Origin of the sequence: Shewanella sp. SM73 (assembly GCF_025653795.1) — a bacterium.
Classification (GTDB): Bacteria; Pseudomonadota; Gammaproteobacteria; order Enterobacterales; family Shewanellaceae; genus Shewanella; species Shewanella oncorhynchi.
On sequence record NZ_JAKKRY010000003.1, the window covers coordinates 49,995 to 76,611 of the forward strand.

Genomic DNA, 26,617 nt, shown 5'->3' on the forward strand with positions numbered 1-26,617 from the left:
ATTCTTAAGCGATTACAGGTTAGCATTCGTGAGGTTCTATGAATGATCAAAAAAATACGACACAGGTAGGGCTGGGATTAAGACGAGAAATGCTCAGTGAATTTTGTTTACAGGTGCCTGATGCTATTAATTTTTTTGAAGTGGCACCTGAGAATTGGATGACCTTAGGTGGTAAATTTGGCCGCCAATTTCGTGAGTTGACTGAGCAACATACTTTCTACTGCCACGGTTTGAGTTTATCCATTGGTAGCCCTGAACCTTTAGATCTCGCGTTTGTAAAAAATATCAAAACCTTTATGGATTTACATCAAATCCAAGTCTATTCCGAACATTTAAGTTATTGCTCAGGGCAAGGTCACTTATATGATTTAATGCCTATCCCTTTTACCGACGCTGCGGTGAAGCATGTGGCGGCGCGGGTCAAGCAAGTAGAAGATATTCTAGAGCGGCCGCTTATTTTAGAAAATGTGTCTTTTTATGCCGCTCCAGGTGCGCAAATGACAGAACTTGAATTCGTTAATGCCGTGCTGCAAGAAGCCGATTGTAAACTGCTACTGGATGTGAACAACATCTATGTGAACTCGATAAACCATCAATACGATGCCGATGCCTTTTTACAGGCCATGCCGACGGAGCGCATCGCCTATTTGCATATTGCTGGGCACTACAAACAAGCTGAAGATCTGCTCATTGATACCCATGGCGCCGCCATTAACGATCCCGTCTGGACATTATTACAGCGCTGTTATGCTTTGCATGGGGTAAAACCGACTTTGCTTGAGCGTGACTTTAATTTGCCGACAACCGCTGAATTGTTGCTCGAGATAAATCAAATTCACGGTTATCAAATGGCGGCGTCCAGCTCCCATGCCCAAAATAGTGCTCATGCCGTAAAGAGGATCGCCTAATGGATTTTAAGCAAGTGCAGCAATCCTTTATCGATTATATCCGCGATCCATCTTCGCCATTGCCCGTGGATACTGATTTCCGGCGTATGCAGGTTTACCGCGAGTTATTTTTTAATAATGTGCTGGGATTTGTGTCGAACGGCTTCCCCGTGCTGAAAAGTTTGTATTCTGAGGAGGATTGGCTGACTTTGGTGCAGCGTTTTTTCAGTCAACATGATTGCCAATCGCCCATCTTTATCGATATCGCGGGTGAGTTTTTAGATTTTTTACAGCAGGAATATCAGCCCACGGCAAATGATCCTGTTTTTATGCTCGAATTAGCGCACTATGAATGGCTGGAGTTGGCCGTTGCGGTCGCACAGGCGAGTGGGGATGAATCTCAACTTAGCCTAGCGCAAATGTCGACGCAGGCTTTATGTTTGTCGCAGACGGCGAGGGTGGCGCAGTATCATTTTGAGGTGCAGCACATTCGTCAGGATTATCGGCCGCAGCAACGACTCGATACGCCAGTGTTTTTTTGTCTCTATCAAGATGCCGATTGTGAAGTGTGCTTCTTACAGTTAAATCCCTTAAGCGCGCAGGTGCTGGCATTTCTTCAAGCTCAAGGCCAAGCGGGTTTTAAAGAGATAGTTGATTGGTTAACAATCACTTACCCTCAAATGGTGCCAGAGATTATTGAGCAAGGTTGTATGCAGTTACTCGAGCAATTAGCGGCCAAAGGGATAGTGCGCGGACGTCAGTCTTAAGGTTGGGTTTATTGCCGAAATAAATGCAATAACCCTACATTTAGAGGGTTTTTATTAATTTGACAAACCGCTACAATGTCGGCCGTTTTGTGATCTCAATCACTGTACGATTCCTGCGCACTTATACTTGCACATACTAGAGGAGCTGTAATGAGTAGTCAGCCGTTTAAAGACCCATTTAATTTTTTGTATTTTATTGGTTTTATTTTAGTTTTACTGTTGCCGACTCTGCCAGCAAGTCTGTCTTGGTTAAAGCATTTAGGTTTAATTTAAGCGAGCGTTAATCTCTAGCGCGTAGCCTATTGGCCACTCTTCGAGTGGCTTTTGTTTTTCCGATAAAGGGCATTTAAACCTATGGTATTAAAGCGTGGATTATTTTTACTGTTAGGCTTAACCGCTTTAGTCTTAGGTTTAGTCGGTATCGTGCTACCGATATTACCGACCGTGCCTTTTATCTTGCTTACTGCCTTCTGCTTTGCCCGCTCGAGTGAACGTTTACACCATTGGTTGATGACACATCCCTGGTTTGCCGATGCCTTAACCCAGTGGCAAGAGCAGCGAGCAATGCGTACGGGATTGAAACGCAAAGCCATGATAGTTAGCGCACTCAGTTTTAGTGTCAGTATTATTGTGGTCCCTATCCTTTGGGTAAAAGGTCTGCTGTTTGTCATGGCGTTGATCCTACTTTGGTATCTTAAAGGTATACCTGAAATAGAGGGATGATTGAGTGATTGAATGGGCTCAAGTGCTGTGACTGAAAGTTTAGTCGTGTTCTTGTTGAGGCGATTTAACTGAGAGCCAACAGGGTTTGATCTAAGGCACAAATTGATAACCTTTCCATCACTTCTGCATTGTGATTGTTGCAACTAAAACTAAAGCGGCATAAGCTTTGTCCGACTTTCGACAATGCGTCCACCCAGTGTGGACGTTTTGTTTTATACCGCCACCGCTAGGTTGGTGAATTGATTAAGTAACTTATTAAGCAAATATGATGGCTATGAATACAGAAACCTTATCCTTGATAAAGCAAAGCATTAAAACGATTCCTAATTATCCTAAGGAAGGGATTTTATTTCGAGATGTCACCAGTTTGCTTGAGAATGCAGCAGCCTATAAAGCGACCATCGACTTGTTAGTTGAACATTATCGTGGTCAAGGCTTTACCAAAATTGTGGGCACTGAAGCCCGTGGTTTCTTATTTGGTGCACCGTTGGCTTTGGAATTGGGTATCGGTTTTGTACCTGTGCGTAAACCGGGTAAATTACCGCGTGCGACTATCAGCCAAAGCTATGAACTGGAATACGGTCACGATAGCCTAGAAATTCATACTGATGCGATTAATCCAAATGACAAAGTGCTCGTTGTTGACGATTTACTCGCCACTGGCGGTACTATCGAAGCAACCGTTAAACTCATTCGCCAACTCGGCGGTGAAGTTAAACATGCGGCCTTTGTGATCTCATTACCTGATTTAGGCGGTGAAGCCCGTTTAACCGCATTAGGGCTTGAGTTGGTTAAACTTTGTGAGTTTGAAGGCGAATAAATCTGCAGCTAAAGGCGCCTTGGGATAGTTTGATGGCATGTCAAATCATGGCATGTTATCTTTCAAAGTTCTCGGGGCGCATGCTCCCGCTTTTGTATCACATACTCTGGGGAGTTCCATGTCATATCAGGTGTTAGCCAGAAAATGGCGCCCTGCCACATTTGATCAAATGGTTGGCCAAAGCCATGTTTTGCATGCCTTGACCAATGCGTTAAGCCAGCAGCGTTTACACCATGCTTACCTGTTTACGGGAACGCGCGGTGTCGGTAAAACCAGTTTAGCGCGACTCTTTGCCAAAGGCTTAAACTGTGAACAAGGTGTGACAGCGACTCCCTGCGGTGTTTGCGGCAGTTGTATGGAAATCGCCCAAGGTCGTTTTGTCGATTTGATTGAAGTCGATGCCGCATCTCGCACTAAGGTCGATGATACCCGTGAGCTGTTAGACAATGTGCAGTATCGTCCGACCCGTGGCCGTTTTAAGGTTTATCTCATCGACGAAGTGCACATGCTGTCGCGCAGCAGTTTTAACGCACTGCTAAAAACCTTAGAAGAACCCCCCGAGCACGTTAAATTTCTTTTGGCGACAACCGATCCACAGAAACTGCCCGTGACTGTGTTATCCCGTTGTTTGCAATTCAATTTAAAAAGCCTTACCCAAGGCGAAATTGGCACTCAGCTCAATCATATCTTGACCCAAGAGCAGTTTCCCTTTGATGCTGAAGCCTTAAAGCTTCTTGCCAAAGCCGCCAATGGCAGTATGCGTGATGCCTTGAGTTTGACCGATCAAGCGATCGCCTTTGGTGGCGGCAATGTGATGCTCACTCAAGTGCAAACTATGCTGGGCAGTATTGATGAGCAGCATGTAGTTGCCTTGCTTAAAGCCTTAACCGATGCCGATATTGGTGTGTTAATGCATACCTGTGCCCAAGTGCTCGCGTACGGCGCAGATGCCCAAGAAGTGCTACGCAGTTTACTTGAGTTGTTACATCAAATTACCTTGACCCAATTTGCCCCCGCTTGCGCGCAGCAATCCTTGTATAGCGCACAAATTCGCGCCTTTGCCGAACAGCTTAAGCCGGAACAAGTGCAGCTTTATTATCAGATTTTATTAACAGGCCGCAAAGACTTACCCCATGCACCGGATCCTAAATCGGGTCTTGAGATGGCGCTATTACGCGCTGTGGCGTTTGTGCCGGAAAAGCCAGTAAAGCGCTGGCAGCCTGATGCTGTCGCTGAGATCAGTTTACCCGCAGGGCAAATGCCAGTTGCGGCAACTGCTGCAGCGCAAGCTCTTGATGTAAATGAACAACAGTTTGCTGAAACACATACTGCTGAATCACATACAGCTGAAAAAAAAACAGCATTAATTGAGCCTGCCGATACCGCAGAGCAGGCACTTGATGCTGAGCTCGAAGCGGATGCGGCATTAATTGTCGAACAGGCGGTGATTCTAAGTCAGGCGCAGAGTCAGGGATTTAACGCTGGCAGCTTAAACGTTGAGATAGTGAATGCTGAGGTCGAGCCACAAACTCAAACAGTATCAACCGCTCAAGCGTCTCTTATACACACTTCAGAATCTGTTGCTGGTATCGAGGTATCGGTCGCTAGTATTGATACTCAGAATATTCAAGGAATTGAATTAGTCACAACAGCTTCCGAACCGAGTCTAGTGAATACGGCAGAGCCTGAAACTGCTGTCAATTCAACAGTTGTTGAGTGTGGTGACAGTGTAGATAAAGCTCTTTTTGATAAAGACCTTGCTGCAGAGAACATCTTCGATAACAACATCGATAACAACGCGTTTGAGCTAGGGCATGATGCTAATCGCATTCATGGAAATGAAGCTGAGCATTCATATTCAGCGATGGAGGATTATGCCCTAGAGTCAGCTCCACTTGATTCCTATCAAGACGTTTATGCTGATTTTTCCTCTGGCGCTTATAATGATGATAACTTTAACCATGGCTTTGATTCGAAAGAGGCTATAAATTCTGTTGATGTTCAAAGTTCTGTAGGTGTTTCAAACGCTGCAGGCATGCAAGCTTCTGCTGATCGTCAGTCAGCACCTGTGGCTCAAGTCTTCACTCAATCACAGACCTCAGTATCAGATTCAATACAAGACCAAGCGCTACAACAAGCCGCTTCTGCATCCTTAGCCGATGATGATATTCTCTCAGCTGTGTTGGCGGCGCGGGATTCACTGTTATCGGATCTTGACGCCTTAAGTGCTAAGGACGGTGATGAAAAAAAGTCGTCATTGGACTCAAAACTTAAGACGCCAAACACTAAATCACATGGTGTAACCTTACCTAAATCGGTTACTAAAATTGAAGCGAGTCAGCCAAGTGTGGCATTTTCTGTTGATCCAGCATCTGATTTAGACCCTGATTTAGCGATAGATTTTGATGATGACTTCGACTTAGATCTTGAGCCTATCGATTTGCACCAAGCAGTATCTTCAGTCGTCATCTCAACTGGAATTGTCTCTGAGAAGCCTGTCAAACCGTCCGCTGCAGATGATCGTCCGCCTTGGGAGGCAGCGCCTGAAGCTGAATCTATCGAAGTGACGCAAGTCGATAGCAATAAGACTGACAGTGTTCAGCCGGTGAGCGCGCAAGCTGCTGATATAAAGAATGTTCAAGCCAGTCATGCTCAAGAGCTTTTAGGCGTGAGTTACGCACCTAATCATGCACAAGATGACACTCTATCCCTGAGTGACGGGCAGGTCGCAGCATCAAGTTTGAAGTCGGAAATACTTCAAAATCAGGCTGTACGTCAAGAAGAAATACCCGCCTCAGAGTTTGCTTTGGCTAGCACAACAGCACTGACAAATGCGTCAAATACAGTGGAACACACGCAGGAGACACAAGTCGCGCTCAGTTCGACTCAACCTATTAGCGGTCATCCATTAGATTTACATTGGTACAAGTTGATGGCGAGCTTAGAGATCGGCGGGCGAGTGCGGCAACTGGCGGTTAATTCTGTCTGCCAAACCTTGAGCGATCCTTTGCCGTTGCTGCTTAAACCAAACCAGAAGCATCTAGCGGCCGATGTTGCCATAGTGCAGCTTGAGCAAGCCTTAACTACCGCGCTCGGGAACCCAAGACGGGTACAAGTGGTCATAGGAATCGATGAACAGCGGGAAACGCCCTTAGAGTTACGTAAGCGTTTCCACCAAGAGTTGCTGCAACAAGCGCATCAATCATTGATTCATGATGACAATGTGCAATGGTTGATCCAACGTATGGGCGCCGAACTCGATGCCGATAGTCTAGTATATCCGCCAGAGTTGTTGAATTTACGCAGTCAGCAAATACAAGCGTTACCTGAGTTAACTGAGGCTGCGAGTTAGCCATTATTGGCGAGTCTTTGGGTAAAATTTTCATCGTTAATTTGTAACGCTGTGGTTTAAATTTAGGCTTCGAGTGCATATTTATAGTGATGCTGCTGAGAAACTCTGCATCGAGATCATAAGTTTATTAACAAGATAACGGCATTGATTGCCAATCCCATTTATTTAAGTAAGATTAGCCGCGTTAATGCTTGCGACTAACCCTAATAGAAGAGAAATGACTATGTTTGGAAAAGGCGGTATGGGCAATTTGATGAAACAGGCCCAGATGATGCAAGAAAAAATGGCCAAAATGCAGGAAGAAATCGCCCGTATGGAAATGGTGGGTGAATCTGGTGCTGGTTTGGTGAAAGTGACTATGACAGGCGCGCACACAGTGCGTAAAGTCGAAATCGACCCAAGTCTGATGGAAGACGACAAAGAAATGCTGGAAGATTTGATTGCTGCGGCCTGTAATGACGCTGCTCGTCGAATCGAAGAAAACCAAAAAACTAAAATGGCCGAAGTCACTGGTGGTATGCAATTACCTCCAGGCATGAAAATGCCATTTTAATTGAGATAGCCGATGAAATTTAGTCCACTGTTAGATGAGTTAATTCAGTCCCTGCGTTGTTTACCTGGGGTTGGGCCTAAATCGGCACAACGTATGGCGTTTCAGTTACTCGAGCGTGACAGAAAAGCAGGGCTTAAATTAGCCAGTGCGCTGTCCAGTGCTATGAGTGACGTCGGTCATTGTCAGTCTTGCCGAACCTACACTGAAGAAACCCTCTGTCCGATTTGTGCTAGCCATAAACGCGGCACGTCTTCCACCATCTGTGTGGTGGAAACGCCGGCCGATGTGTTAGCCATTGAGGCGGGTGGACATTTCACTGGCCGTTACTTTGTGCTTTTAGGCCATTTATCGCCCCTCGATGGTGTGGGGCCAGAAGAGTTAGGCTTAGCGTTACTCGAGCGCCATTTGGCATCGGGTGATGTCACCGAACTGATATTAGCGACAAATCCAACAGTAGAAGGTGAGGCTACAGCGCATTTTATTGCCGATATGGCCAGACGTCACAAAGTGATGATAAGCCGCATTGCCCATGGCGTACCCGTAGGTGGCGAGTTGGAATACGTGGATAGTACTACGTTGGCGCTGTCCTTTAATGGTCGTTTACCACTTTAATAAACAGTTTATATTAGAACCATACTATTGATTGTATTGGATTAATTAAAGGTTGAAGTATTCAACTCGATTATCACCTTAGTGCCTGAATCTTATAAACCCGCCAAGTTCCTATCTTGAGCGGGTTTTTATTTGCCCAGAGTTGCAACCTAGGTGTTGAGGCTGGGTTATGGAGATAGGCGGTGGTTGATTCAATTCCTATATTGATTGATATCTATCTATATAAAAGCCATGTTTATCAATAGTTTTTGAATTTCATACTTGTCTTATGTGAGCTTCATCCGTAAAGTCAGTTTAATAATAATCGGGTTGAGTTGCTTAATCACAGTGATCCACAGCATGCCTAAGTCAATTCGTTGGGCTTAGACCTGTGTGCTTAGCTTTGTGTACGTTGAATTGGTCACGTCTTTTTTATTTGAAAACCAGGGAGGGGACTCATTGGGAAATATTACGATTAGGCATGCAGAGAAGAGTGACGCTGCAGCCATTCAAGCAGTATATGCCTGTCCAAATGCCTATGCCGGCACCTTGCAATTACCTTTGCCATCGACCGATAAATGGGAGGCGCGTCTTGCTGCAACATCGAATCATGTTCATCGTTATGTCGCAGAGATTGAAGGTGAAATTGTCGGTGAGTTGGGTTTTGAAGTGTATGAGCAACCCCGCCGTAGGCATGTTGCCTCCTTTGGTATGGGTGTAAAAGACAGTTGGCAAGGCCGCGGTATAGGCAGTGCCTTGATTAACGCGATGCTTGAGCTTACCGATAAATGGATGAATATAAAACGAATTGAATTAACGGTTTATACCGATAATCATGCCGCCATTGGTCTATATAAAAAGTTTGGCTTTGTAATGGAAGGTGAGTCGAAGGATTTTGCTTTTAGAAATGGTGAGTTTGTCAGTGTGTATCATATGGCGCGGTTAAAATAACATTCTGATCTCTATGTATTTTATCTGTTGCTTTTAAGGCTCTTAATCTAAGAACGAACTTTAAATACTCACTCTAAGTACTAACTTTAAGAATTTGCTCTAAGCGCTCAATTTAAGAACTTACTTCAAGAGCTCACTTTACGGACCGAGGTCTTGGAATAGCATTAAGCGCTCATTTTTAGAGCTCGCTTTAGGTGCTAAGTGTATGTTTATCTCAACTTTTAAGGATAAAAATGGGACTCATTTTATTGCCGCTGCTGATACTTTGGTTGGGTGTCGGTATTTATGCCATTCGTATCGGCTATCAAGTGTTGGTCGGGGCATCGGAGTTAACTTATACACTCAGTGTCTGCGCTATCGCCTTAGTGGCATTACTGCTCTATCTCTACTTTGGTTTTGCCCAATTTAAGGAAAATAAAGAGTTGTGGGCATTCGAAACCTCGATGTTTTTTGCCGCGAATAAGTTCGCTTTTGGCATCATGATGCTTGGTCTAATACTGCACTGGTTTGGTCAAGGTGTTCTGACTTCCGCTTATTTGAAACCTCTACCTTTCGTCATGATTTTCACCGTTTCCTTTGGTGCTATGGCAGGAGTCATATTGTCCGACACTTTTATGGCGAAATTTGACATCCAAAAAATGCATTGATGTCAGCTAATCAGTTTAAATCTTATTTTGGACGCTGTTGTTGAAGATGATTTGAACTGATGGCTTTCATCGGTTGTTTATAGGTCGTTGAATCCGATGAGCTACCATGGTGATCTGGTTAGGATTTTACAGAGGGTTATTACGAATTTTAGATACAAAAAAACCAGCTTGTGCTGGTTATTTTTCTCTTTCATGAAGAGAAGTGGTTGCGGGAGCCGGATTTGAACCGACGACCTTCGGGTTATGAGCCCGACGAGCTACCATGCTGCTCCATCCCGCGTCCGATTATTGCTGTTAATAACTGTTTTAATTCTGTCATCTAAGAATTGGTTGCAGTAGCCGGATTGCTAATGTTAAATCAGCGACTACCTTCGCCTGTTGTTTATAAGGAATTGAGCCCAATAAGCTGTTTCTCTTTATTAACACATATAGAAAGTGGTTGCGGGAGCCGGATTTGAACCGACGACCTTCGGGTTATGAGCCCGACGAGCTACCATGCTGCTCCATCCCGCGTCCGATTGTTGCTGTTAATAACTGTTTAATTCTGTCATTTAAGAATTGGTTGCGGAAGCAGGATTGCTAATGTTAAATCAGCGACTACCTTCGCCTGTTGTTTATAAGGAGTTGAGCCCGATAAGCTGTTTCTCGTTATAAACACATATAGAAAGTGGTTGCGGGAGCCGGATTTGAACCGACGACCTTCGGGTTATGAGCCCGACGAGCTACCATGCTGCTCCATCCCGCGTCCGATTGTTGCTGTTAATAACTATTTTAATTCTGTCATCTAAGAATTGGTTGCAGGAGTCGCATTTGAACTGACGACCTTCGCCTGTTGTTTATAAGGAGTTGGGCCCGATAAGCTGTTTCTCGTTATAAACACATATAGAAAGTGGTTGCGGGAGCCGGATTTGAACCGACGACCTTCGGGTTATGAGCCCGACGAGCTACCATGCTGCTCCATCCCGCGTCCTATATCTATCTGTATTACTTCACTATTTTGCTTTTAAATGGTTGCGGGAGCAGGATTTGAACCTACGACCTTCGGGTTATGAGCCCGACGAGCTACCATGCTGCTCCATCCCGCGTCCGTCTTCAAAGCGGGGCAGACTATAACGGCAGCGCCTTGGCATTGCAAGGACGAAGATCGAAAAAGATGGTGAACGCTTAAATATAAAGCGGAGTGGGGGGCTTTCATACAATTTAAACATAAGTTAGGGATTTTTCGTTGATTATCTTAGGTCGAGGATGAGACTAAATGGGGTTTCGGCTAATAACTGTTTATCTTTTATGTATTCGAGCAGGTATAATGTCGCTTTGATTTTGACTGCGTACTGATTATCCCATGCTTAATTTTTTTGCCGCCGCCCCTAAGGGCTTTGAATATAGCTTAGCCCAAGAGCTGACAGAATTTGGTGCGACTGAAGTAAAAGAGAGTGTTGCTGGTGTGTATTTCACTGCCCCCTTAGCTTTAGCGTATCGGATTACTTTATGGACACGTTTAGCCAGCCGTATCGTGTTGGTTATCTATAAAGGCAGCTGCGAGTCGGCAGAGCAACTTTATAATGCCGCCTATTGCGTCGATTGGCCGGCGCATTTTTCCAATAAAAGCACTTTTAGTATCGATTTTCATGGTACGGGTGGTTTTATCAATAACACCCAGTTCGGCGCACTCAAGATTAAAGACGCGGTTGTGGATAGATTTCGGGACGATGACGTTGAGCGCCCCAATGTGTCACGCGTCGATGCTGACTTTAAAGTTGATGCCCATTTTCGTAATGGCGTAATCACGATTGCGATGAACTTCTCTGGTCCATCATTGCATCAACGTGGCTATCGTTCTACTACTGGCGAAGCGCCTCTGAAGGAAAACTTAGCCGCCAACATGTTAGTACGCAGTGGCTGGCAAGCAGCGCCTTCGACCTTGCTCGATCCTTTCTGTGGTAGCGGTACTGTGCTGATTGAAGCGGCTTTAATGGCGGCTGATATTGCCCCAGGCTTACAGCGTAGCCGTTTTGGGTTTGAACATTGGCGTCGTCATGATAAAGCTGTGTGGCAAGAAATCGTTGAAGAAGCAAAAGCGCGTGCCTCATTAGGCGTGAAACGTTGTGAGATTAAATTCTACGGCTCAGATATCGATTCGCGCTTAGTCGCGTTAGCCAAACGTAACGCCGAAAATGCCGGTGTACTCGAGTTAATTGAGTTTCAAGTTGCAGATGCGTTGACGATAACGCCGCCTGCAGAAAGTGGATATTTGATCACTAACCCACCTTATGGTGAACGTTTAGGCAATGTGTCTGAGTTATTGCAGCTTTACTATCAGCTAGGCGACAAGTTTAAGAAAGAGTTTGGCGGCTGGAAAGTGGCCATGCTGTGTAGTGATATCGAGCTGGTATCATCACTTAAGCTTAAAGCCGACAAACAGATGAAGATGTTCAACGGTGCCTTAGAATGTGCCTTTAACATTTATACCTTGCATGCGACCAGTACGCGTCGTGATACACCAGTGCTGCCAGACGGCGTCGACATTGCTGATATTGCCCCAGCTTTTGCTAACCGCATTAAGAAGAATGCCAAGTTATTAGAGAAATGGGCGAAGAAAGAAGGCATCGACAGCTATCGTATTTACGATGCCGATATTCCTGAATATAACGTCGCAGTAGATAAGTATTTAGATTACGTGATTATTCAAGAGTATATGGCGCCAGCGACCATACCTGAAGCCGTGACTAAACGTCGTTTAAGTGATGTGTTATTAGCACTGCCATCGGCCATTGGCATCAACCCTAACAAGATGATCATGAAGACGCGTGAGCGTCAAAAGGGCACGAGTCAATATCAAAAGCTGGATGAGCGTAAGTTAGAGCTTATCACTACCGAATATGGCGCTAAGTTCAAGTTGAACTTAACCGGTTATTTGGATACAGGTTTGTTCCTCGATCACAGATTGACACGTCGTTTAGTCGGTCAAAAATCTAAAGGTCGCCGCGTACTGAACTTGTTCTCTTATACAGGTTCTGCTTCTGTGCATGCAGCGCTTGGCGGTGCTAAGTCGGTGACGACGGTCGATATGTCCAATACCTATATCGCTTGGGCGAAGGACAACTTTGCGCTCAATGGCTTGCAAGGTAAGCAGTATGAGTTTGTTCAATCTGACTGCATGCAGTGGATTAGGGATTGTAATGAACAGTACGATCTGATTTTTATCGATCCGCCGACTTTCTCAAACTCTAAGCGCATGGAAGATTCGTTTGATGTGCAACGGGATCATGTGAACTTACTGGCATCCTTAGTAAAACTGCTCAGCCCAACGGGTGAGCTAGTGTTCTCTAACAATAAACGTAAGTTTAAGATGGACATAGAGACGCTGACAAAGATGAACATTAATGTGACGAACATTGATGATGTGACTTTGCCTATGGACTACAAACGTAATCCACATATCCATAATACCTGGCTTATCACCCATGCCTGAGTTGACTCAAGCAGAGCGGGATAATAGGTCTTATCTGCTATATCACACCGATGGCTGCCATCTGTGTGAACTGGCCGCGGCGTTACTGGCCGCGGCTGACATTGGCTATCGAGCCATAGATATATGTGACGATGAATACCTCGCGCAGCGTTATGGCGTATCGATCCCTGTGCTTAAAGCTTGGGATGGTAGAGAATTACATTGGCCATTTAACGCAACGCAATTACAAGAGTTTACAGGAGCTTAGTTTGAGTCTGGTTCGTATCAATAGTGGCTCTTTAGCCTATGGTTACACTCCGTTGTTACAAAAAGCGGATTTTACTATTCAACGCGGTGAGCGCGTGTGTATTGTTGGCCGTAATGGTGCTGGCAAGTCGAGTTTATTAAAAGTGTTATCTGGTGATGTACTGCTGGATGAAGGCGAATTCAACATCGCTGGTAATGTGACCGTTAGCCGTCTACAACAAGATCCGCCAAAGGCTGAGCAAGGCACGGTATACGCTTATATTGCTGCGGGATTAAAGGAAGTGGGCGAGGCGCTTGAGCGTTATCATCAACTGTCCCACGATGTGGCCCATGCCGATCCTGAGCAAATGGATCGTATGCTGAATGAAATGCAAGGTCTGCAAGAAACCTTAGACCACTATAATGGATGGCAGCTAGATTCTCGCATCCAACAAAACTGCGAATTATTAGGACTCGATCCTGACAAATCCTTGAGCGAGTTATCGGGTGGTTGGCAGCGTAAAGTGGCGTTAGCCAGAGCACTGGTGAGCGAGCCAGATCTGTTGTTACTTGATGAACCGACCAACCATTTAGACATAGACACTATCGAGTGGCTTGAAAAGTTTTTACTCGATTATCAAGGCGCTATCGTCTTTATCAGCCACGATAGGGGCTTTATTGCCCGTATGGCGACGCGGATTGTCGATTTAGACCGTGGTGTGGTGACCTCATGGCCGGGCAACTATCAAATGTATCTTGATGGTAAGCAAGAATGGTTGCGCGTCGAAGCCGAGAAAAATGCCTTGTTTGACAAGCGTCTCGCCGATGAAGAAGTATGGATCCGTCAAGGTGTTAAAGCCAGACGTACCCGTAACGAAGGTCGAGTTCGCGCACTTAAGGCTTTACGTGAAGAGCGAAGTGAACGTCTGAATCGTCAAGGCAATGCTAAAATGGCAGTATCGGATACTGAACGTTCTGGTAAGTTAGTCTTTGATGTGACCGATCTTAACTTCAATCTGCCCGATAAAAATCTGGTTAAAAACTTTAATACGACGGTTATCCGTGGTGACCGTATTGCGCTGATTGGGCCAAACGGTTGTGGTAAATCAACCTTGATCAAGCTGTTAATCGAGAAACTGCAACCGCAATCGGGCGAAATTAAAGTTGGTACTAAGTTAGAAATCGCCTATTTCGACCAATATCGCGAAGCGTTAGATCCTGAGCAAACCGTTGAAGATAACGTTGGTGAAGGTAAGAAGACCATCACGATCAATGGTCAAGACCGCCACATATTAAGTTATTTGCAGGACTTCTTGTTCTCGCCTATGCGCGCCAGAACGCCAGTGAAAGCGCTGTCGGGTGGTGAAAAGAACCGTTTGTTATTGGCTAAGTTATTAATTCGCCCTGCAAACTTAATCATTCTCGATGAGCCAACTAACGATCTTGATATTGAGACCTTAGAATTGCTAGAGTCGTTGCTCACTGAATACCAAGGTACGTTGTTGCTAGTGAGCCATGATAGGGCATTTATCGACAATACTGTGACCAGTAGCTGGTGGTATGCGGGTAATGGCCATTGGAGCGAGTATGTAGGTGGTTATCAAGATGCCGTGAACCAAGGGGCAAAGTTTTATTCTGAGGAACCTAGTTCGCAAAAGGCGGTCGAAGCTCCTGCGGTTGAAACTAAACCCGTTGAAGTTAAAACTGCAGAACCTGTGAAAGCGGTAAAAAAACTGTCGTATAAGCTACAGCGTGAGTTAGAGTCGCTACCTAATGTGATGGAGCAATTGGAGGCAGAAATTCTCGCATTGCAGACCACTATTGGACATTCAGACTTTTATAGTCAGGCGCAGGATAAAGTCAATCAGGTATTGAGTCAGTTGGCTGATAAAGAAAAGCAATTGGAAGTTTGCTTCGAGCGTTGGGAAGAGCTTGAGTCACTGAAGTAAACCAATAATAAAAATGGGAATAGAATTAATGAAGTCAAAGTTGGATAAAGCCCTTTCCTTGGTTGCCTTAGGTGTCCTTGGTGTATTAAACAGTGCCCATGCTGCACCTGTCTATGAAATCGTTAACATCGATAATTATGACCTGCAGGGCACGCTTGAAGGCACTCGTAACGGTTATGCTTTAGGTGTGAATGCTAGTGGTGAATTAGTCGGTATTTCAAAGGGTAAGAAAAAACTCAGCAGTTCAGATGTCGAAGGCGGCGTGATTGATGTTGCCGACGGTATCGCACCAGAAGAAACCATTACTTATTCTATTACCGCTGCCATTGTTGCAAATAACTTTGCTTTTATTGCTGCAGAAAATGGTGCAGCTGGGGCTTGGTTACCGACATTCGACAGCATTAATGGTACTACACCGCCAAATGATACTGCTGTGATTAACTCTGTTGATACCTTTTATTACGGTATTAATGATGCCGGTATTAAAGTGGGCAGCATGACTGCGCCTGAAAAGAAAACAGAGAACACTGCAACTACTGATGTTACCGATGATTATTGGTATTACCGCGACTATGAGTTCCGCGGTGTTGTAAAAGTGGGGAGCACTGAAATTCCATTAGTTCCTCCCTACACGCAATTTGTTAATGCTGATAAGACTAAAACCGCAGAGTTAGGTGGATGGTCTGCTGCTACAGCTATTAATAATAATAACTTAGTGGCTGGTTATGCCAGTACTGCTATCAGTAAATATGGTAGTGATCGTGTTAATTATTGTTTAGGCTCGGATAATACTTTGCCATTGGATGTTTGTGTACAACGTGAGCAATATCCGAACTCTACGGGTACGCGTAACATTCAGTACCAGACGCGTGCCTATGTATGGCAAATCGACAATAATATCGCTACGGGAATTGAGTTGCCTTTAGGGTTAACGCCTAAAGCTGATAACACCTTAACCTTTACTGCTCAGGCGCTCGGCGTGAATGATAACGGCGTGGTTGTTGGTCGTTCGCACGTTTATCGTAACAACAATACAGATAAGTTGCACCAAGATGCGGCTTATTGGGCTAAGGATGCCGAAGGTAATTATAAATACCACTGGATCCCAATGGGCGAATCGATTTCAAGTTCCATTGCCTATGACATCAATGATAGTGGTATTCTTGTCGGTAGTTATCGTAGCTATATTCAAGGTTATTTACGCGACAAGTTTTTCTATTTTGATACTAATACACCCGATGTTGGCTATGTAACCCCTAATGATTTTGCCTCAACGGCAACGGATCTTTCGAGTAAACCCAAGGATATTAACAATAAAGGTCAAGTAGTTGGTTACGTTGAAACGACTTACGATAAAGAGAAGCCACGCCCCAAAGCGGGTTTCCTGTATGAGAAGTCGACGGGTGAGTTTAGCAATATCAATAAATTGCTGACCTGCGAGTCTAAGGGGTATGAAAAATCAAACGATGGTAGCTGGGCACGTCATCAGGTCGAAGTTCAGGATGGCTCGGGTAAAATTCTTCAATATAACGCTGATATTTTAGTGGTTGAAGGTACGAGTATCAATGAAGATGGCACTATCGTAGGTACGGCTTTTATTCGTAAACCTTCTTATCAATTTGATAAAGATGGCAACATAGTTATTGGTGAAAATGGCTTACCGCTATTTGAGCTGAGTGGTAGTGGCGAGCCTGTAACGGCTTATGTTCCACGTATGGTTGTACTTAAACCGGCTACCAGTGGTGAAGCTTGTACTGTTGAAGATAGTACCGATACCGGTAATTTTGAGCGTTCTGGTGCAGCAACGTTAGCTTGGTTATTTGCCTTGCCATTGGTGTGGTTCCGTCGTCGAATTCGTTAAGTTTTAAGCTTCAATTCAGACTAAAAAAATCGAGGCGAAATGCCTCGATTTTTTTTCGCTAAGATCTCAATAGTTTAATAAATAGTCAGTATAATAGCCGATTTTTTGATTGATCTTGGCGTCAAAAAGCACTATTTCTATGGGTGAAGCTTTTGCTTCTATTTTATGTAGAACAGAGGACGCTTGCATGAAAAGACAAAAACGAGATCGTTTAGACAGAGCTTTTTCAAAAGGATTCCAAGCTGGGGTTGGTGGACGCTCTAAGGAGCTCTGTCCATATGCAAATCTTGATTCGCGATCGCAGTGGTTAGGCGGTTGGCGTGAAGGTGTGGATGGCCGAGTTAATGGGCTATTTAATAAATAATTGAGTTTTACTCATTAATTAAATAGCCCAGAACAAGCAAAGTAATGCAGCATATTGCCCTCAGATGAGGGCATTTTTATATCTTCAGTGTATTGGAGTAAGACTGATCAGAATGTAGACGTATCGCTAAAGACACCGACTTTAAGATCGGTTGCACTGTAGATTTGACGGCCATCAACTTCAAGGATTGCATCGGCAATACCCATCACCAGTTTACGGTGAATAGTACGTTTAATATTGAGTTTATAAGTGACTTTCTTAGCGCCTGGTAATACTTGACCCGTAAACTTCACTTCACCTACACCCAGAGCACGTCCTTTGCCTTCCGCGCCTTCCCAGCCTAAATAGAAGCCAACGAGTTGCCACATGGCATCTAGCCCTAAACAACCAGGCATTACCGGGTCGGTAATAAAGTGGCAGTCAAAAAACCATAAGTCTGGATTAATATCGAGTTCAGCGACAATTTCACCTTTGCCAAACTCACCGCCATTATCATTGATAGTAACGATTCTATCTATCATCAGCATGTTATCGACAGGCAGACGAGGTGAGTTTGGACTAAATAATTTCCCATGGCCACAGGCGATGAGTTCTTCTTTATTGAAACTGTTTGCTTTGTTCATTGTTTTACTACTCCAGCAATAAGAGCCGCCAAGATTAGCGAACACGTGTAAGCTAAACAACTCCGATCAGCTAATTAGCGGCGAAAAAATCCCAATTTTGCGAGTAATCTCGTGATTATGCCGATTTCCTCCTCGCCATTTCCTGCGAGCTTGTCTAATCGTTCCTGTACAAGGCCGTATAATGAATCATGTGGAAAATCATTATCTTCATCGGCTACACCCGCAGGCATTTGCATTAATAGCTCAACAGCTTGGTCCATATGCTCGATTGCATAGAGGTGAAATAAGCCTTTGCCTACAGCTGTAATCACTTTGGGATTGAGGTTAAGCTGTAACACGTTCGACTTGGGCATAATAACGCCTTGTTCTCCCGTGAGACCACGACGTTCACACAGATTAAAAAAGCCTTCAATTTTCTCGTTGATGCCACCAATCGCTTGCACATTACCAAATTGATCCAATGCACCAGTTATTGCCAGTGACTGAATAATGGGTTGTTCAGCAATCGCTGACATCAAACAGCAGTATTCGGCGAGTGATGCGCTATCACCATCAATTTCTTGATAGGATTGCTCGAAAACGATATTGGCATTTAGGTGTAATGGTGCATCTCGCCCAAAGATACGGTACAAGCAGGCAGAAAGGATCATCATTCCTTTGGCATGTATATTGCCACCAAGTTCAGATTTTCTTTCGATATCGGCGACTTCACCATCACCATAGTGAACAGATGCCGTGATCCGCGCAGGCTCACCATAACTGTAATCGATGGCATCAATGACAGTTAAACCATTGATCTGACCAACCATAGCACCCGAAGTTGGCAGATTTATGAAGTTGTCATCGAAGCTTTGACCTGAATACTCTTCCGAGCTGTTATGACGATAGTTGGCTTGGGCTAACGCGAGCTCAATACTGCTCGCATTGATACTCGGTTTACCACAATAGGCTTTAGCTTGTACCATCAGTTGGGCAAACTCGAGCATAGACAAACTGAGGCGGCGCTGATGTTCGGTTAGCCGTGCACTATAACGAAAAAGTGGCGCTAGGCTTGATTGTTCTAGAGTGACCTCGACACTTTGTGCAACCGCTTGTAACCATGCGACGTATTGTGACTCTGTATAACGGACCAAGTCGATTTCGCTAGCGAGTTCTGCTAGTAGGGTAAAGTGACGTTGAAATTGCCAATCCTCAGTTCTGACTTGGCTATAAATCATTCCTGCACCGATAAGGACAATTTTACAATTGAGCGGGATAGGACTTAGGTTATTGCTAATCTGATACGCTTTATGGGTGAGGATTTGCATCACTAATTCCCATAAACCTTCACGTTTCCAAAGTGACTCGGCGCAAATAAATACATAATGACATTCGGCCAGAGCACCAGCTTGATACTGGCTTGTTGTTCCTGTTTGTGCCATACGGCCAATGAGGTCTACACGGCGAATATTACCACTGAGGTAGCGATAGCGAGTCGTTTTTTCGGCAATACTGACCTGATTTTCCTGTGGTTTCTCTGATTGCCACTGAAATGTTGCCGCTTTGTCAGTCGGGCGTGTTGCCACTAAATAAGCTGGAGATAACGGCGCTAGGCTATCAATACAGGCTTGGATCATTAATTGGCGGTCAATGCTCGGGAAATCAGCCAGATACAAGTGCTGATCGACAATAGCTTGGTGGAGTTTAAACGCATCCACAGCACGCTCTTGTCCTAAGAGTAATGCGCTTAGATTGTCAGCCGTTTCGGGAAGGGTTGGCAGGCTAAATTCAGGTGCGAGTGAAGACGTGGGTATCAAGAGTGAATTCATATAAGCATTTACCGTGAAAAGTTGCAGTGATTTTACCATACCAAGACGACAAGTCTCTCACTGTATAGGTGTTTTTACCTCTGTTTACTCGATTATTCGTTGAAACTGGCCATGTATTTGTTGTAAAAAACATCGGGGTGAACATAAGTTGAGCATTTGACTCGATATTTAAAAATTGAGGTTTACAAGTTAGCGGTATACTTATATTATTTTCGGCGTTCGGAGGGGTGGCAGAGTGGTTTAATGCACCGGTCTTGAAAACCGGCGTGGGTTTATAGCCCACCCAGGGTTCAAATCCCTGCTCCTCCGCCATTTTTAGTCAAAAAGCCGCTAAGCAATTAGCGGCTTTTTGCATTTATACAGTTTGAACCCTTGGGTTCCTGATTTGAAGCGCAGCTCCTGCGCCATATTCACGAGAAAGGCCATCAGTAATAATGGCCTTTTTTGTTTATGCAATTTGAACCAAGGTTCCTCATTCTAAGTTCTGCTCTTGCGCCATATTTAGTTAAAATGCCGCTAAGCAATTAGCGGCGTTTTGCATTTGTGCTATTTCCGCTCTTAGGTTTTGACCCTAAACGTGGCGTCAGTGCCATGCTTTAGGGAAAGACTATCTGTCATGATTGTTCATTGTGTTAACCCTAGATTCTTCATTCTGATATCAGTGACTGCTACTGATTAATGGGCTTTTTTATCCGCGCTTCTCGTTTATGGTCTACACTAAGTTTGTGGCCAAGTTAATGGTTTTTATGGTCTTTAAAATTTGCACTAGGATGGTGCGACGTATGATTCTCGACAGTCTTGGATCATACGGCCGAACAATTCTCCCATCAGGGTGACTTATTTTAAGTAGAGAAAGCTATGTTGTTACCTACACGTATTTCGCAGCGGCTCACAATGGGCAGCGTAGTGCTGCTTCTACTGACTGGGCTCGCGGTTTTTGGTGTGATGTCACTTCGAGGGCAGCCTCGAGTGGTGGCGGCGAGTCAAGAGTTAATTGAGCAAACGGGGAGCAGTATCGTAAGGCAACTCGCACTTAAGTTGGCAAGCATTGAGGGGATTACTTTAAGCCTTGCACACCTCGCAGAAGTGCTACCCCATGAGCAAGCTCTATATCTTAACTCCTTACCTAATTTGATTGATAACAATGGCGATCTCACTATCGCTGGGGGCGGGATCTGGCCTGAGCCAGATAAATTCGTCGCTGGGAGTATCCGCCACAGTTTTTTCTGGGCCCGTGGTAGCGATAATCTACTGGCATATTCGGATGACTATAATGCGCCATCTGGCCCTGGGTATCATAATGATCCTTGGTATACGGGCGCGCGGACTAGCTCAGTATCTCAATGTTTATGGTCAGAGGCTTATCAAGATCCGGTTACAAAGGTGGCTATGGTGACATGCAGTGTGCCATATCGTCTCACGGGTACATTTGCAGGGGTCGCAACGATAGATTTAAAACTTGATGATTTAGCCAAATTTTTAACAGAACATGGCAATGTGACTGACGGTTATGCTTTTGCTTTAGACCAAGCGGGTAATATCTTACATTTTCCTGAAACGAATAAGTCCGACACTATGTTGCGTTTTACGGATCTCGTCGGGCAGTTACCTTGGCTCTCCCCCGTTGAAGCTGCACTTAAGCAAACCTCAATCAACAAAGTGGTGTCTGTAAGCTTAAATAAGGATGGAAGACTTAATCAGGCGAGTGAGGTGAGTCTTTTTGTGATGCCTGATACCGGATGGGTGATTGGCCTTGTGACGCCTAAAACGCGAGTCACAGGGCTTGCCCGTGAGCTAACATTTGATATTTTATTGTTTTTATTACCATTACTCGCCATTTTACTTTCTCTGGCTTGGTTATCGGGTAAAAAACTGTTGGCGCAACTTGAGGAAACCACAGATCAAATTGCTTCCCTTGGGAACGGTAGTTTGGGGGCGAATGTTGAACTGCAAATTCAGCGGGATGATGAGATTGGCGCTTTGCGCCGAGCCGTAAACACCTATGCAGGGACGTTAAGGGCAATGTTAGATCTGATCACTCAAGAAGCGAAGAAAATTCAATTTGAGGCAACGCAATTAAGCGGACTTAGCCGTAAGTTAGCTCAGCGCGCAGAGCAACAGCGGCTGGAGAGTGCACAATTAGCCGCTGCGATAACGCAAATGTCTTCAAGCGCCATGGAAGTCGCGAATAATACCAATGACTGTGCTGCAACTGCGCAATCGTCTTTGATTGTAGTGCGGGAAGGGCAAACCCGTGTTGCAGCCAGCAATACTTCTATTGAGGCATTATCAGGAGAAATTGCCAACGCAACTAAGGTGATATCCCAATTGGCCCAAGACAGTCAAAAGGTGGGCGCTGTATTAGATGTGATTAAGGCGATTTCTGAGCAGACTAATTTGCTCGCTCTCAATGCGGCAATTGAGGCGGCTAGAGCGGGCGATCAGGGTCGTGGTTTTGCAGTCGTTGCTGATGAAGTTCGAACCCTTGCGGGGCGAACTCAAGATTCGGCTAATGAAATTAGTACCATGATTAACGCTTTGCAATCGGCTTCGCGGCTCGCTGTGCAAGCAATGCAAGCTGGGGAGTCCCGCACTGTCCATGCGGTTGCGGAGGCTGAGGGCGCTGCCGATTCTCTATCGAGTACCGTACAAAGTTTCGATGATATTTCACAGCGTGCCCAACAAATCGCGTTAGCTGCTCAGCAGCAAAGCCAAGTCACTCAAGAGATTAATGAGTTGGCGGTGCGAATAAATAGCATCAGTGAAGATAACTCCCTCGATGCAACGGCGCTTGATGTGTTAAGCCTTGAGATGCAGAAACTATCTGACCGTTTAATCAATATCAATCGAGCTTAGTCTTAATATAGTGTGAAGTATGCCACCTTAAAATGGCGCTTCAACTGATAAGGGATTCAAAGATAAGTTGAATAACGCGATATTTTTAAGCGGATTGGATGTAGATTGACCATGTAGATTGCTTCTTTAAATTAAGGGTTTACAGCAGAGTAGTAGATAGCTATTATCTCGCTCGTTCGGAGGGGTGGCAGAGTGGTTTAATGCACCGGTCTTGAAAACCGGCGTGGGTTTATAGCCCACCCAGGGTTCAAATCCCTGCTCCTCCGCCATATTTACGAGAAAGGCCATCAGTAATGATGGCCTTTTTTGTTTGTGCAATTTGAACCAAGGTTCCTCATTCTAAGTTCAGCTCCTGCGGCATATTTAGTCAAAATGTTGCTAAGCAATTAGCGGCATTTTGCATTCATATCGTTTGAACCCTTGGGTTCCTGATTTGAAGCGCAGCTCCTCCGCTATATTCACGGAAAAGGCCATCAGTAATGATGGCCTTTTTTGTTTGTGCAATTTGAACCAAGGTTCCTCATTCTAAGTTCAGCTCCTCCGCCATATTTAGTCAAAATGCCGCTAAGCAATTAGCGGCATTTTGCATTCATATAGTTTGAACCCTTGGGTTCCTGATTTGAAGCGCAGCTCCTCCGCTATATTCACGGAAAAGGCCATCAGTAATGATGGCCTTTTTTGTTTGTGCAATTTGAACCAAGGTTCCTCATTCTAAATTCAGCTCCTGCGACATATTTAGTCAAAATGCCGCTAAGCAATTAGCGGCATTTTGCATTCATACCGTTTGAACCCTTGGGTTCCTGATTTGAAGCGCAGCTCCTGCGCCATATTCACGGGAAAGGTCATCAGTAATGATGGCCTTTTTTGTTTGTGCAATTTTCATTTCAGTTTTCTCATTCTAATCCCTTTGTTATTCACGGCTTTCGATTTAAGTGAATATGAAATAGTCAATCAACACGATTAACCATAAATTTAAGTTTACAGTGGCGACAGAGATAGCTATTATCTCGCTCGTTCGGAGGGGTGGCAGAGTGGTTTAATGCACCGGTCTTGAAAACCGGCGTGGGTTTATAGCCCACCCAGGGTTCAAATCCCTGCTCCTCCGCCATATTTTTACAAAAAAGGCCATGTTTATTCATGGCCTTTTTTGTGTGTGAAATTTGAGCTAGGGTTCTCCATTCTAAGCGCAGTTCTTACGCCTTTTTGCATTTAAGCTATTTAAAAACCTTAGGTTCCTGATTCTAAGCGTATCTCTTCTGCTATATTCACGTGAAAGGCTAACAGTAATGATGGCCTTTTTGTTTTTCTTGAACTGAAAAATTGCCTATATTTGCTGGATACTTTGATATCGATTTAACAGGGATTTTAGGCTGGTCATTCTGGGGTTATTGCTTCGTTTTTAAACGCTTTTTATTGGTATGCTATTCTGGAATCCTTCCTTTAAATATCATCTAGTTAACAATGTTGAATTTATGCTTTGCGAAATGGGGTTGTTGGGCTAAATTAGCCCTATGAACTCGTTATCCGTTTGCCATGTTGCTTTTTCTAACACACGGATCGAGCTGTAAATTGTAAAAGGTGGGTTAAGTTGATTTCGATATATTTGGTTGACGATCATGAGCTTGTGAGAACTGGGATCCGCCGCATCTTGGAAGATGAACGTGGGATCAAAGTCGTGGGCGAAGCCCCTGATGGTGAGACTGCGGTGCAGTGGGCTCGCCAGAATGAAGCGGATGTGATCTTAATGGATATGAATATGCCTGGGATGGGCGGATTGGAAGCCACTCGAAAAATTTTACGATATCAACCCCATGCAAAAATTATTGTATTAACTGTACACACGGAAGATCCGTTCCCAAGTAAGGTGATGCAGGCTGGTGCTTCGGGCTATTTAACAAAAGGAGCGACGCCGCCGGAAGTATTGCAAGCGATACGTCAGGTCTCTCGCGGACAACGTTATTTGTCCCCAGAAATTGCCCAACAGATGGCGCTGAGTCAGTTTAATCCTGCCGATGAAAACCCGTTTAAGTCTTTGTCCGAGCGTGAGTTACAGATCATGTTGATGATCACCAATGGCGAGAAGGTTAACGATATTTCTGAGCAACTGAACTTAAGTCCTAAAACCGTTAACAGTTACCGTTATCGTTTATTTGCTAAGCTGGGGATCAGTGGTGATGTCGAACTAACGCGGTTAGCTATTCGCTATAAGATGTTGGATGCTGGCCATTTTTAATGGAAAGTGGATTGCGTTGGTCGATGACTTTAATCTAGCGAGTTCTTGGGTTATATGTTCCTATGTTGTTTGTGTTAAGTCTCCAAAACTGTGGGTGTGAATGATGTCTAATGAATTTAACGCCCAAAGTTTCTTACGTACTGTTTCATCCTCCGCTGGGGTTTATCGCATGTATGACGTCAAAAATGACGTCATTTATGTTGGTAAAGCCAAAGATCTTAAAAAACGGCTCACCTCGTATTTTCGTAAAAACCTCGGTAATGTTAAGACCCAAGCCTTAGTTTCACATATTCACCATATTGATGTGACGCTGACCCACAGTGAAACGGATGCTCTGTTGCTTGAGAATGATTACATCAAGCAATACATGCCAAAATACAATGTGTTGTTGCGTGATGACAAATCTTACCCTTACATCTTATTAAGCCAGCATGAGCACCCAAGGCTTGCCTATCATCGTGGTCCGCAGCGGGAAAAAGGCCACTATTTTGGTCCTTATCCCAATGGCGGTGCTGTGCGTGAAAGCCTGCATTTGATGCAGAAGCTGTTTCCTATTCGTCAATGTGACGATCTTTACTACAAATCGCGCTCACGCCCTTGTTTGCAATATCAACTGTCTCGCTGTAGCGCGCCCTGCGTGGGCAAAGTCAGTAACGCTGATTATGATGAGCAAGTGAAATTAGCCAGCCTGTTTTTAAAGGGGAAAGATCAGCAAGTGATCAGCGCCTTGGTTGATAAAATGGAACTTGCGGCTGAGCAGCAAGCCTATGAACAGGCTGCACGATTTCGCGATCAGATCATGGCGCTGCGTAAAGTTGCCGAGCAACAGGAAGTCTCTAATAATAAAGGCGATATGGATGTTATTGGGGTGCATTATGCGTCAGGCATCGCCTGTTTCCACCTGCTATTTATCCGCGAAGGTAAAATTTTTGGCAGTCGTAGTTATTATCCTTCAGTGCCAGCCCAAACTGATATGGATGAGGTGCTACGCTCCTTTATCCTACAGTTTTATTTAAATGCAGATATTCAACGCACTATTCCAAAAGAAGTGGTGATTAGCCATAATTTTGAAGAATTACATGAACTTGAAGCGGCAATTTCAGAGGCGCTAGATAAAAAGTTTTCGATTAAGACCAATGTTCGCGCCGACAGGGCGAGCTTCTTACGTTTAGCCGTGACCAATGCGACGAATGCAGTAGTTACGCGCCTGTCCCATAAGAACACCGTCGAACAGCGTTTTGTGTTACTCGAAGAAATCTTAGAGTTGAGTGGGCCTATCCAGCGGATGGAATGTTTCGATATCAGTCATACCATGGGGGAGAGCACCGTTGCCTCCTGTGTGGTGTTTAATCGAGAAGGGCCGCATAAAGGCGAGTATCGTCGTTATAACATCGAGGGTATTACGCCGGGCGATGATTACGCGGCAATGAAGCAAGCGGTAAGCCGCCGTTTCGATAAGATTGAGGCAGGCGGTAAAATCCCTGACATTCTGTTTATCGATGGCGGACTAGGGCAGTTGCGTATTGCCCAAAAGATAGTGGATGAAAAGTTTGTTCATTTGGATAAAGCGCCGCAGCTTATTGGGGTGGCGAAAGGTGAGGGCCGTAAACCTGGGCTTGAAACCTTGATCTTAGGGGATACCGAAACCAGCTTTTCCCTCGAAGGGGATTCGCCAGCACTGCACCTTATCCAACATATTCGTGATGAATCCCATCGATTTGCAATCACTGGCCACCGTAACCGTCGTCAGAAAACCCGTAATACTTCAACACTGGAATCGATCCCTGGTATTGGTCCTAAACGTCGTAAAGCTTTGTTACAGCATTTAGGAGGCTTGCAGGAAGTGAAAGGGGCAAGTGTGGCGGAATTAGTCAAAGTACCAGGGATCAGCATAGAAATGGCACAAACCATTCATGATGCATTGCGAGGGTGATA

Annotated in this window: 20 protein-coding genes and 8 tRNA genes; 21 read left to right on the forward strand and 7 right to left on the reverse strand. The window is 44.7% G+C overall.

The window, feature by feature from the left end:
• Positions 1 to 38 precede the first annotated feature (38 nt).
• The 10 genes from L5M51_RS05575 (at position 39) to L5M51_RS05620 (ending at position 9,291) form a co-directional block, all read left to right on the forward strand.
• Complete coding sequence (locus L5M51_RS05575; RefSeq protein WP_173244261.1) at positions 39 to 908, forward strand: DUF692 domain-containing protein; 870 nt, start codon at positions 39 to 41, stop codon at positions 906 to 908.
• A complete protein-coding gene (locus L5M51_RS05580; protein WP_263171928.1) occupies positions 908 to 1,654 on the forward strand; it encodes a DUF2063 domain-containing protein in 747 nt (248 codons plus the stop codon). Before L5M51_RS05575 ends, L5M51_RS05580 begins: the two co-directional genes overlap by 1 nt.
• 150 nt (positions 1,655 to 1,804) lie before the next feature.
• Positions 1,805 to 1,927: a hypothetical protein gene (locus tag L5M51_RS05585; RefSeq protein WP_006082086.1), complete on the forward strand. Its 123-nt coding sequence runs from the start codon at positions 1,805 to 1,807 to the stop codon at positions 1,925 to 1,927.
• An 81-nt stretch (positions 1,928 to 2,008) separates the two neighbouring features.
• Positions 2,009 to 2,377, forward strand: coding sequence for a YbaN family protein (locus L5M51_RS05590; protein WP_263171930.1), 369 nt, complete (start codon positions 2,009 to 2,011; stop codon positions 2,375 to 2,377).
• A 268-nt stretch (positions 2,378 to 2,645) separates the two neighbouring features.
• Positions 2,646 to 3,197 carry an adenine phosphoribosyltransferase gene (gene apt / locus L5M51_RS05595; protein WP_263148526.1) on the forward strand — a complete coding sequence of 184 codons (552 nt, stop codon included), beginning with the start codon at positions 2,646 to 2,648 and terminating at the stop codon, positions 3,195 to 3,197.
• A gap of 37 nt (positions 3,198 to 3,234) precedes the next feature.
• Entirely contained in the window at positions 3,235 to 6,549 is a 3,315-nt protein-coding gene (gene dnaX / locus L5M51_RS05600) for a DNA polymerase III subunit gamma/tau (RefSeq protein WP_263162999.1), read from the forward strand.
• A 223-nt stretch (positions 6,550 to 6,772) separates the two neighbouring features.
• Positions 6,773 to 7,102 carry a YbaB/EbfC family nucleoid-associated protein gene (locus L5M51_RS05605; protein ID WP_028759630.1) on the forward strand — a complete coding sequence of 110 codons (330 nt, stop codon included), beginning with the start codon at positions 6,773 to 6,775 and terminating at the stop codon, positions 7,100 to 7,102.
• Positions 7,103 to 7,114: 12 nt separating this feature from the next.
• Positions 7,115 to 7,714 (forward strand): recombination mediator RecR, encoded by a 600-nt coding sequence (gene recR / locus L5M51_RS05610; RefSeq protein ID WP_028759631.1) that lies wholly within the window; start codon positions 7,115 to 7,117, stop codon positions 7,712 to 7,714.
• A gap of 438 nt (positions 7,715 to 8,152) precedes the next feature.
• Positions 8,153 to 8,644 carry a GNAT family N-acetyltransferase gene (locus tag L5M51_RS05615; RefSeq protein WP_028759632.1) on the forward strand — a complete coding sequence of 164 codons (492 nt, stop codon included), beginning with the start codon at positions 8,153 to 8,155 and terminating at the stop codon, positions 8,642 to 8,644.
• A gap of 233 nt (positions 8,645 to 8,877) precedes the next feature.
• A complete protein-coding gene (locus L5M51_RS05620; RefSeq protein WP_263171931.1) occupies positions 8,878 to 9,291 on the forward strand; it encodes a hypothetical protein in 414 nt (137 codons plus the stop codon).
• A 203-nt stretch (positions 9,292 to 9,494) separates the two neighbouring features.
• On the opposite strand, the gene L5M51_RS05625 is transcribed toward L5M51_RS05620, so the two are convergent.
• From L5M51_RS05625 to L5M51_RS05645, 5 genes are all read right to left on the reverse strand, one after another.
• Positions 9,495 to 9,571, reverse strand: a tRNA-Met gene (locus L5M51_RS05625).
• Between the two features lie 156 nt (positions 9,572 to 9,727).
• Positions 9,728 to 9,804: transfer RNA gene (locus L5M51_RS05630), tRNA-Met, on the reverse strand.
• 155 nt (positions 9,805 to 9,959) lie between these two features.
• Positions 9,960 to 10,036 (reverse strand) — tRNA-Met (locus L5M51_RS05635).
• A 145-nt stretch (positions 10,037 to 10,181) separates the two neighbouring features.
• Positions 10,182 to 10,258 (reverse strand) — tRNA-Met (locus L5M51_RS05640).
• Positions 10,259 to 10,299: 41 nt separating this feature from the next.
• Positions 10,300 to 10,376, reverse strand: a tRNA-Met gene (locus tag L5M51_RS05645).
• A 257-nt stretch (positions 10,377 to 10,633) separates the two neighbouring features.
• Here L5M51_RS05645 and rlmKL point away from each other — a divergent pair.
• The 5 genes from rlmKL to rmf all read left to right on the forward strand — a co-directional run bounded on the left by rlmKL (position 10,634) and on the right by rmf (position 17,162).
• A complete protein-coding gene (gene rlmKL / locus L5M51_RS05650; protein WP_263171933.1) occupies positions 10,634 to 12,763 on the forward strand; it encodes a bifunctional 23S rRNA (guanine(2069)-N(7))-methyltransferase RlmK/23S rRNA (guanine(2445)-N(2))-methyltransferase RlmL in 2,130 nt (709 codons plus the stop codon).
• Positions 12,756 to 13,010 (forward strand): glutaredoxin family protein, encoded by a 255-nt coding sequence (locus L5M51_RS05655; RefSeq protein ID WP_263171935.1) that lies wholly within the window; start codon positions 12,756 to 12,758, stop codon positions 13,008 to 13,010. The genes rlmKL and L5M51_RS05655 overlap by 8 nt, the downstream gene beginning before the upstream one ends.
• A 1-nt stretch (position 13,011) precedes the next feature.
• The gene (locus tag L5M51_RS05660) at positions 13,012 to 14,937 is read left to right on the forward strand and encodes an ABC transporter ATP-binding protein (RefSeq protein ID WP_173497384.1); all 1,926 of its coding nucleotides are present in this window, start codon (positions 13,012 to 13,014) and stop codon (positions 14,935 to 14,937) included.
• Positions 14,938 to 14,965: 28 nt separating this feature from the next.
• A complete protein-coding gene (locus tag L5M51_RS05665; protein WP_173497385.1) occupies positions 14,966 to 16,798 on the forward strand; it encodes a DUF3466 family protein in 1,833 nt (610 codons plus the stop codon).
• Positions 16,799 to 16,985: 187 nt separating this feature from the next.
• On the forward strand, positions 16,986 to 17,162 hold the full coding sequence (gene rmf / locus L5M51_RS05670) for a ribosome modulation factor (protein ID WP_006082074.1): 177 nt from the start codon (positions 16,986 to 16,988) through the stop codon (positions 17,160 to 17,162).
• A 107-nt stretch (positions 17,163 to 17,269) separates the two neighbouring features.
• Here rmf and fabA read toward each other — a convergent pair whose 3' ends face one another.
• Positions 17,270 to 17,785 (reverse strand): bifunctional 3-hydroxydecanoyl-ACP dehydratase/trans-2-decenoyl-ACP isomerase, encoded by a 516-nt coding sequence (fabA, locus tag L5M51_RS05675; protein ID WP_198574003.1) that lies wholly within the window; start codon positions 17,783 to 17,785, stop codon positions 17,270 to 17,272.
• Between the two features lie 74 nt (positions 17,786 to 17,859).
• A complete protein-coding gene (locus L5M51_RS05680; protein WP_113940941.1) occupies positions 17,860 to 19,593 on the reverse strand; it encodes an AAA family ATPase in 1,734 nt (577 codons plus the stop codon).
• Between the two features lie 221 nt (positions 19,594 to 19,814).
• Here L5M51_RS05680 and L5M51_RS05685 point away from each other — a divergent pair.
• The 6 genes from L5M51_RS05685 (at position 19,815) to uvrC (ending at position 26,615) form a co-directional block, all read left to right on the forward strand.
• Positions 19,815 to 19,905 (forward strand) — tRNA-Ser (locus L5M51_RS05685).
• Positions 19,906 to 20,451: 546 nt separating this feature from the next.
• A complete protein-coding gene (locus L5M51_RS05690) occupies positions 20,452 to 22,449 on the forward strand; it encodes a methyl-accepting chemotaxis protein (RefSeq protein ID WP_263171937.1) in 1,998 nt (665 codons plus the stop codon).
• 178 nt (positions 22,450 to 22,627) lie between these two features.
• Positions 22,628 to 22,718: transfer RNA gene (locus L5M51_RS05695), tRNA-Ser, on the forward strand.
• A 748-nt stretch (positions 22,719 to 23,466) separates the two neighbouring features.
• A tRNA-Ser gene (locus L5M51_RS05700) sits at positions 23,467 to 23,557 on the forward strand.
• Between the two features lie 480 nt (positions 23,558 to 24,037).
• Positions 24,038 to 24,682 carry a UvrY/SirA/GacA family response regulator transcription factor gene (gene uvrY, locus L5M51_RS05705; RefSeq protein WP_006082070.1) on the forward strand — a complete coding sequence of 215 codons (645 nt, stop codon included), beginning with the start codon at positions 24,038 to 24,040 and terminating at the stop codon, positions 24,680 to 24,682.
• Positions 24,683 to 24,785: 103 nt separating this feature from the next.
• Positions 24,786 to 26,615, forward strand: a complete 1,830-nt coding sequence (gene uvrC, locus L5M51_RS05710) for an excinuclease ABC subunit UvrC (RefSeq protein WP_263142449.1) — start codon at positions 24,786 to 24,788, stop codon at positions 26,613 to 26,615.
• Positions 26,616 to 26,617: the final 2 nt, after the last annotated feature.

Excerpts from the sequence above, each read along its gene's own strand:
- L5M51_RS05590 (WP_263171930.1), top strand. The coding sequence starts at position 2,009 with ATGGTATTAAAGCGTGGATTATTTTTACTGTTAGGCTTAACCGCTTTA.
- L5M51_RS05655 (WP_263171935.1), top strand. The coding sequence starts at position 12,756 with ATGCCTGAGTTGACTCAAGCAGAGCGGGATAATAGGTCTTATCTGCTA.
- uvrC (WP_263142449.1), top strand. The coding sequence starts at position 24,786 with ATGTCTAATGAATTTAACGCCCAAAGTTTCTTACGTACTGTTTCATCC.
- L5M51_RS05605 (WP_028759630.1), top strand. The coding sequence starts at position 6,773 with ATGTTTGGAAAAGGCGGTATGGGCAATTTGATGAAACAGGCCCAGATG.
- L5M51_RS05690 (WP_263171937.1), top strand. The coding sequence starts at position 20,452 with ATGTTGTTACCTACACGTATTTCGCAGCGGCTCACAATGGGCAGCGTA.
- L5M51_RS05620 (WP_263171931.1), top strand. The coding sequence starts at position 8,878 with ATGGGACTCATTTTATTGCCGCTGCTGATACTTTGGTTGGGTGTCGGT.
- L5M51_RS05585 (WP_006082086.1), top strand. The coding sequence starts at position 1,805 with ATGAGTAGTCAGCCGTTTAAAGACCCATTTAATTTTTTGTATTTTATT.
- L5M51_RS05665 (WP_173497385.1), top strand. The coding sequence starts at position 14,966 with ATGAAGTCAAAGTTGGATAAAGCCCTTTCCTTGGTTGCCTTAGGTGTC.
- L5M51_RS05575 (WP_173244261.1), top strand. The coding sequence starts at position 39 with ATGAATGATCAAAAAAATACGACACAGGTAGGGCTGGGATTAAGACGA.
- L5M51_RS05680 (WP_113940941.1), bottom strand. The coding sequence starts at position 19,593 with ATGAATTCACTCTTGATACCCACGTCTTCACTCGCACCTGAATTTAGC.
- rmf (WP_006082074.1), top strand. The coding sequence starts at position 16,986 with ATGAAAAGACAAAAACGAGATCGTTTAGACAGAGCTTTTTCAAAAGGA.
- dnaX (WP_263162999.1), top strand. The coding sequence starts at position 3,235 with ATGTCAAATCATGGCATGTTATCTTTCAAAGTTCTCGGGGCGCATGCT.
- recR (WP_028759631.1), top strand. The coding sequence starts at position 7,115 with ATGAAATTTAGTCCACTGTTAGATGAGTTAATTCAGTCCCTGCGTTGT.
- rlmKL (WP_263171933.1), top strand. The coding sequence starts at position 10,634 with ATGCTTAATTTTTTTGCCGCCGCCCCTAAGGGCTTTGAATATAGCTTA.
- L5M51_RS05580 (WP_263171928.1), top strand. The coding sequence starts at position 908 with ATGGATTTTAAGCAAGTGCAGCAATCCTTTATCGATTATATCCGCGAT.
- fabA (WP_198574003.1), bottom strand. The coding sequence starts at position 17,785 with ATGAACAAAGCAAACAGTTTCAATAAAGAAGAACTCATCGCCTGTGGC.
- apt (WP_263148526.1), top strand. The coding sequence starts at position 2,646 with ATGGCTATGAATACAGAAACCTTATCCTTGATAAAGCAAAGCATTAAA.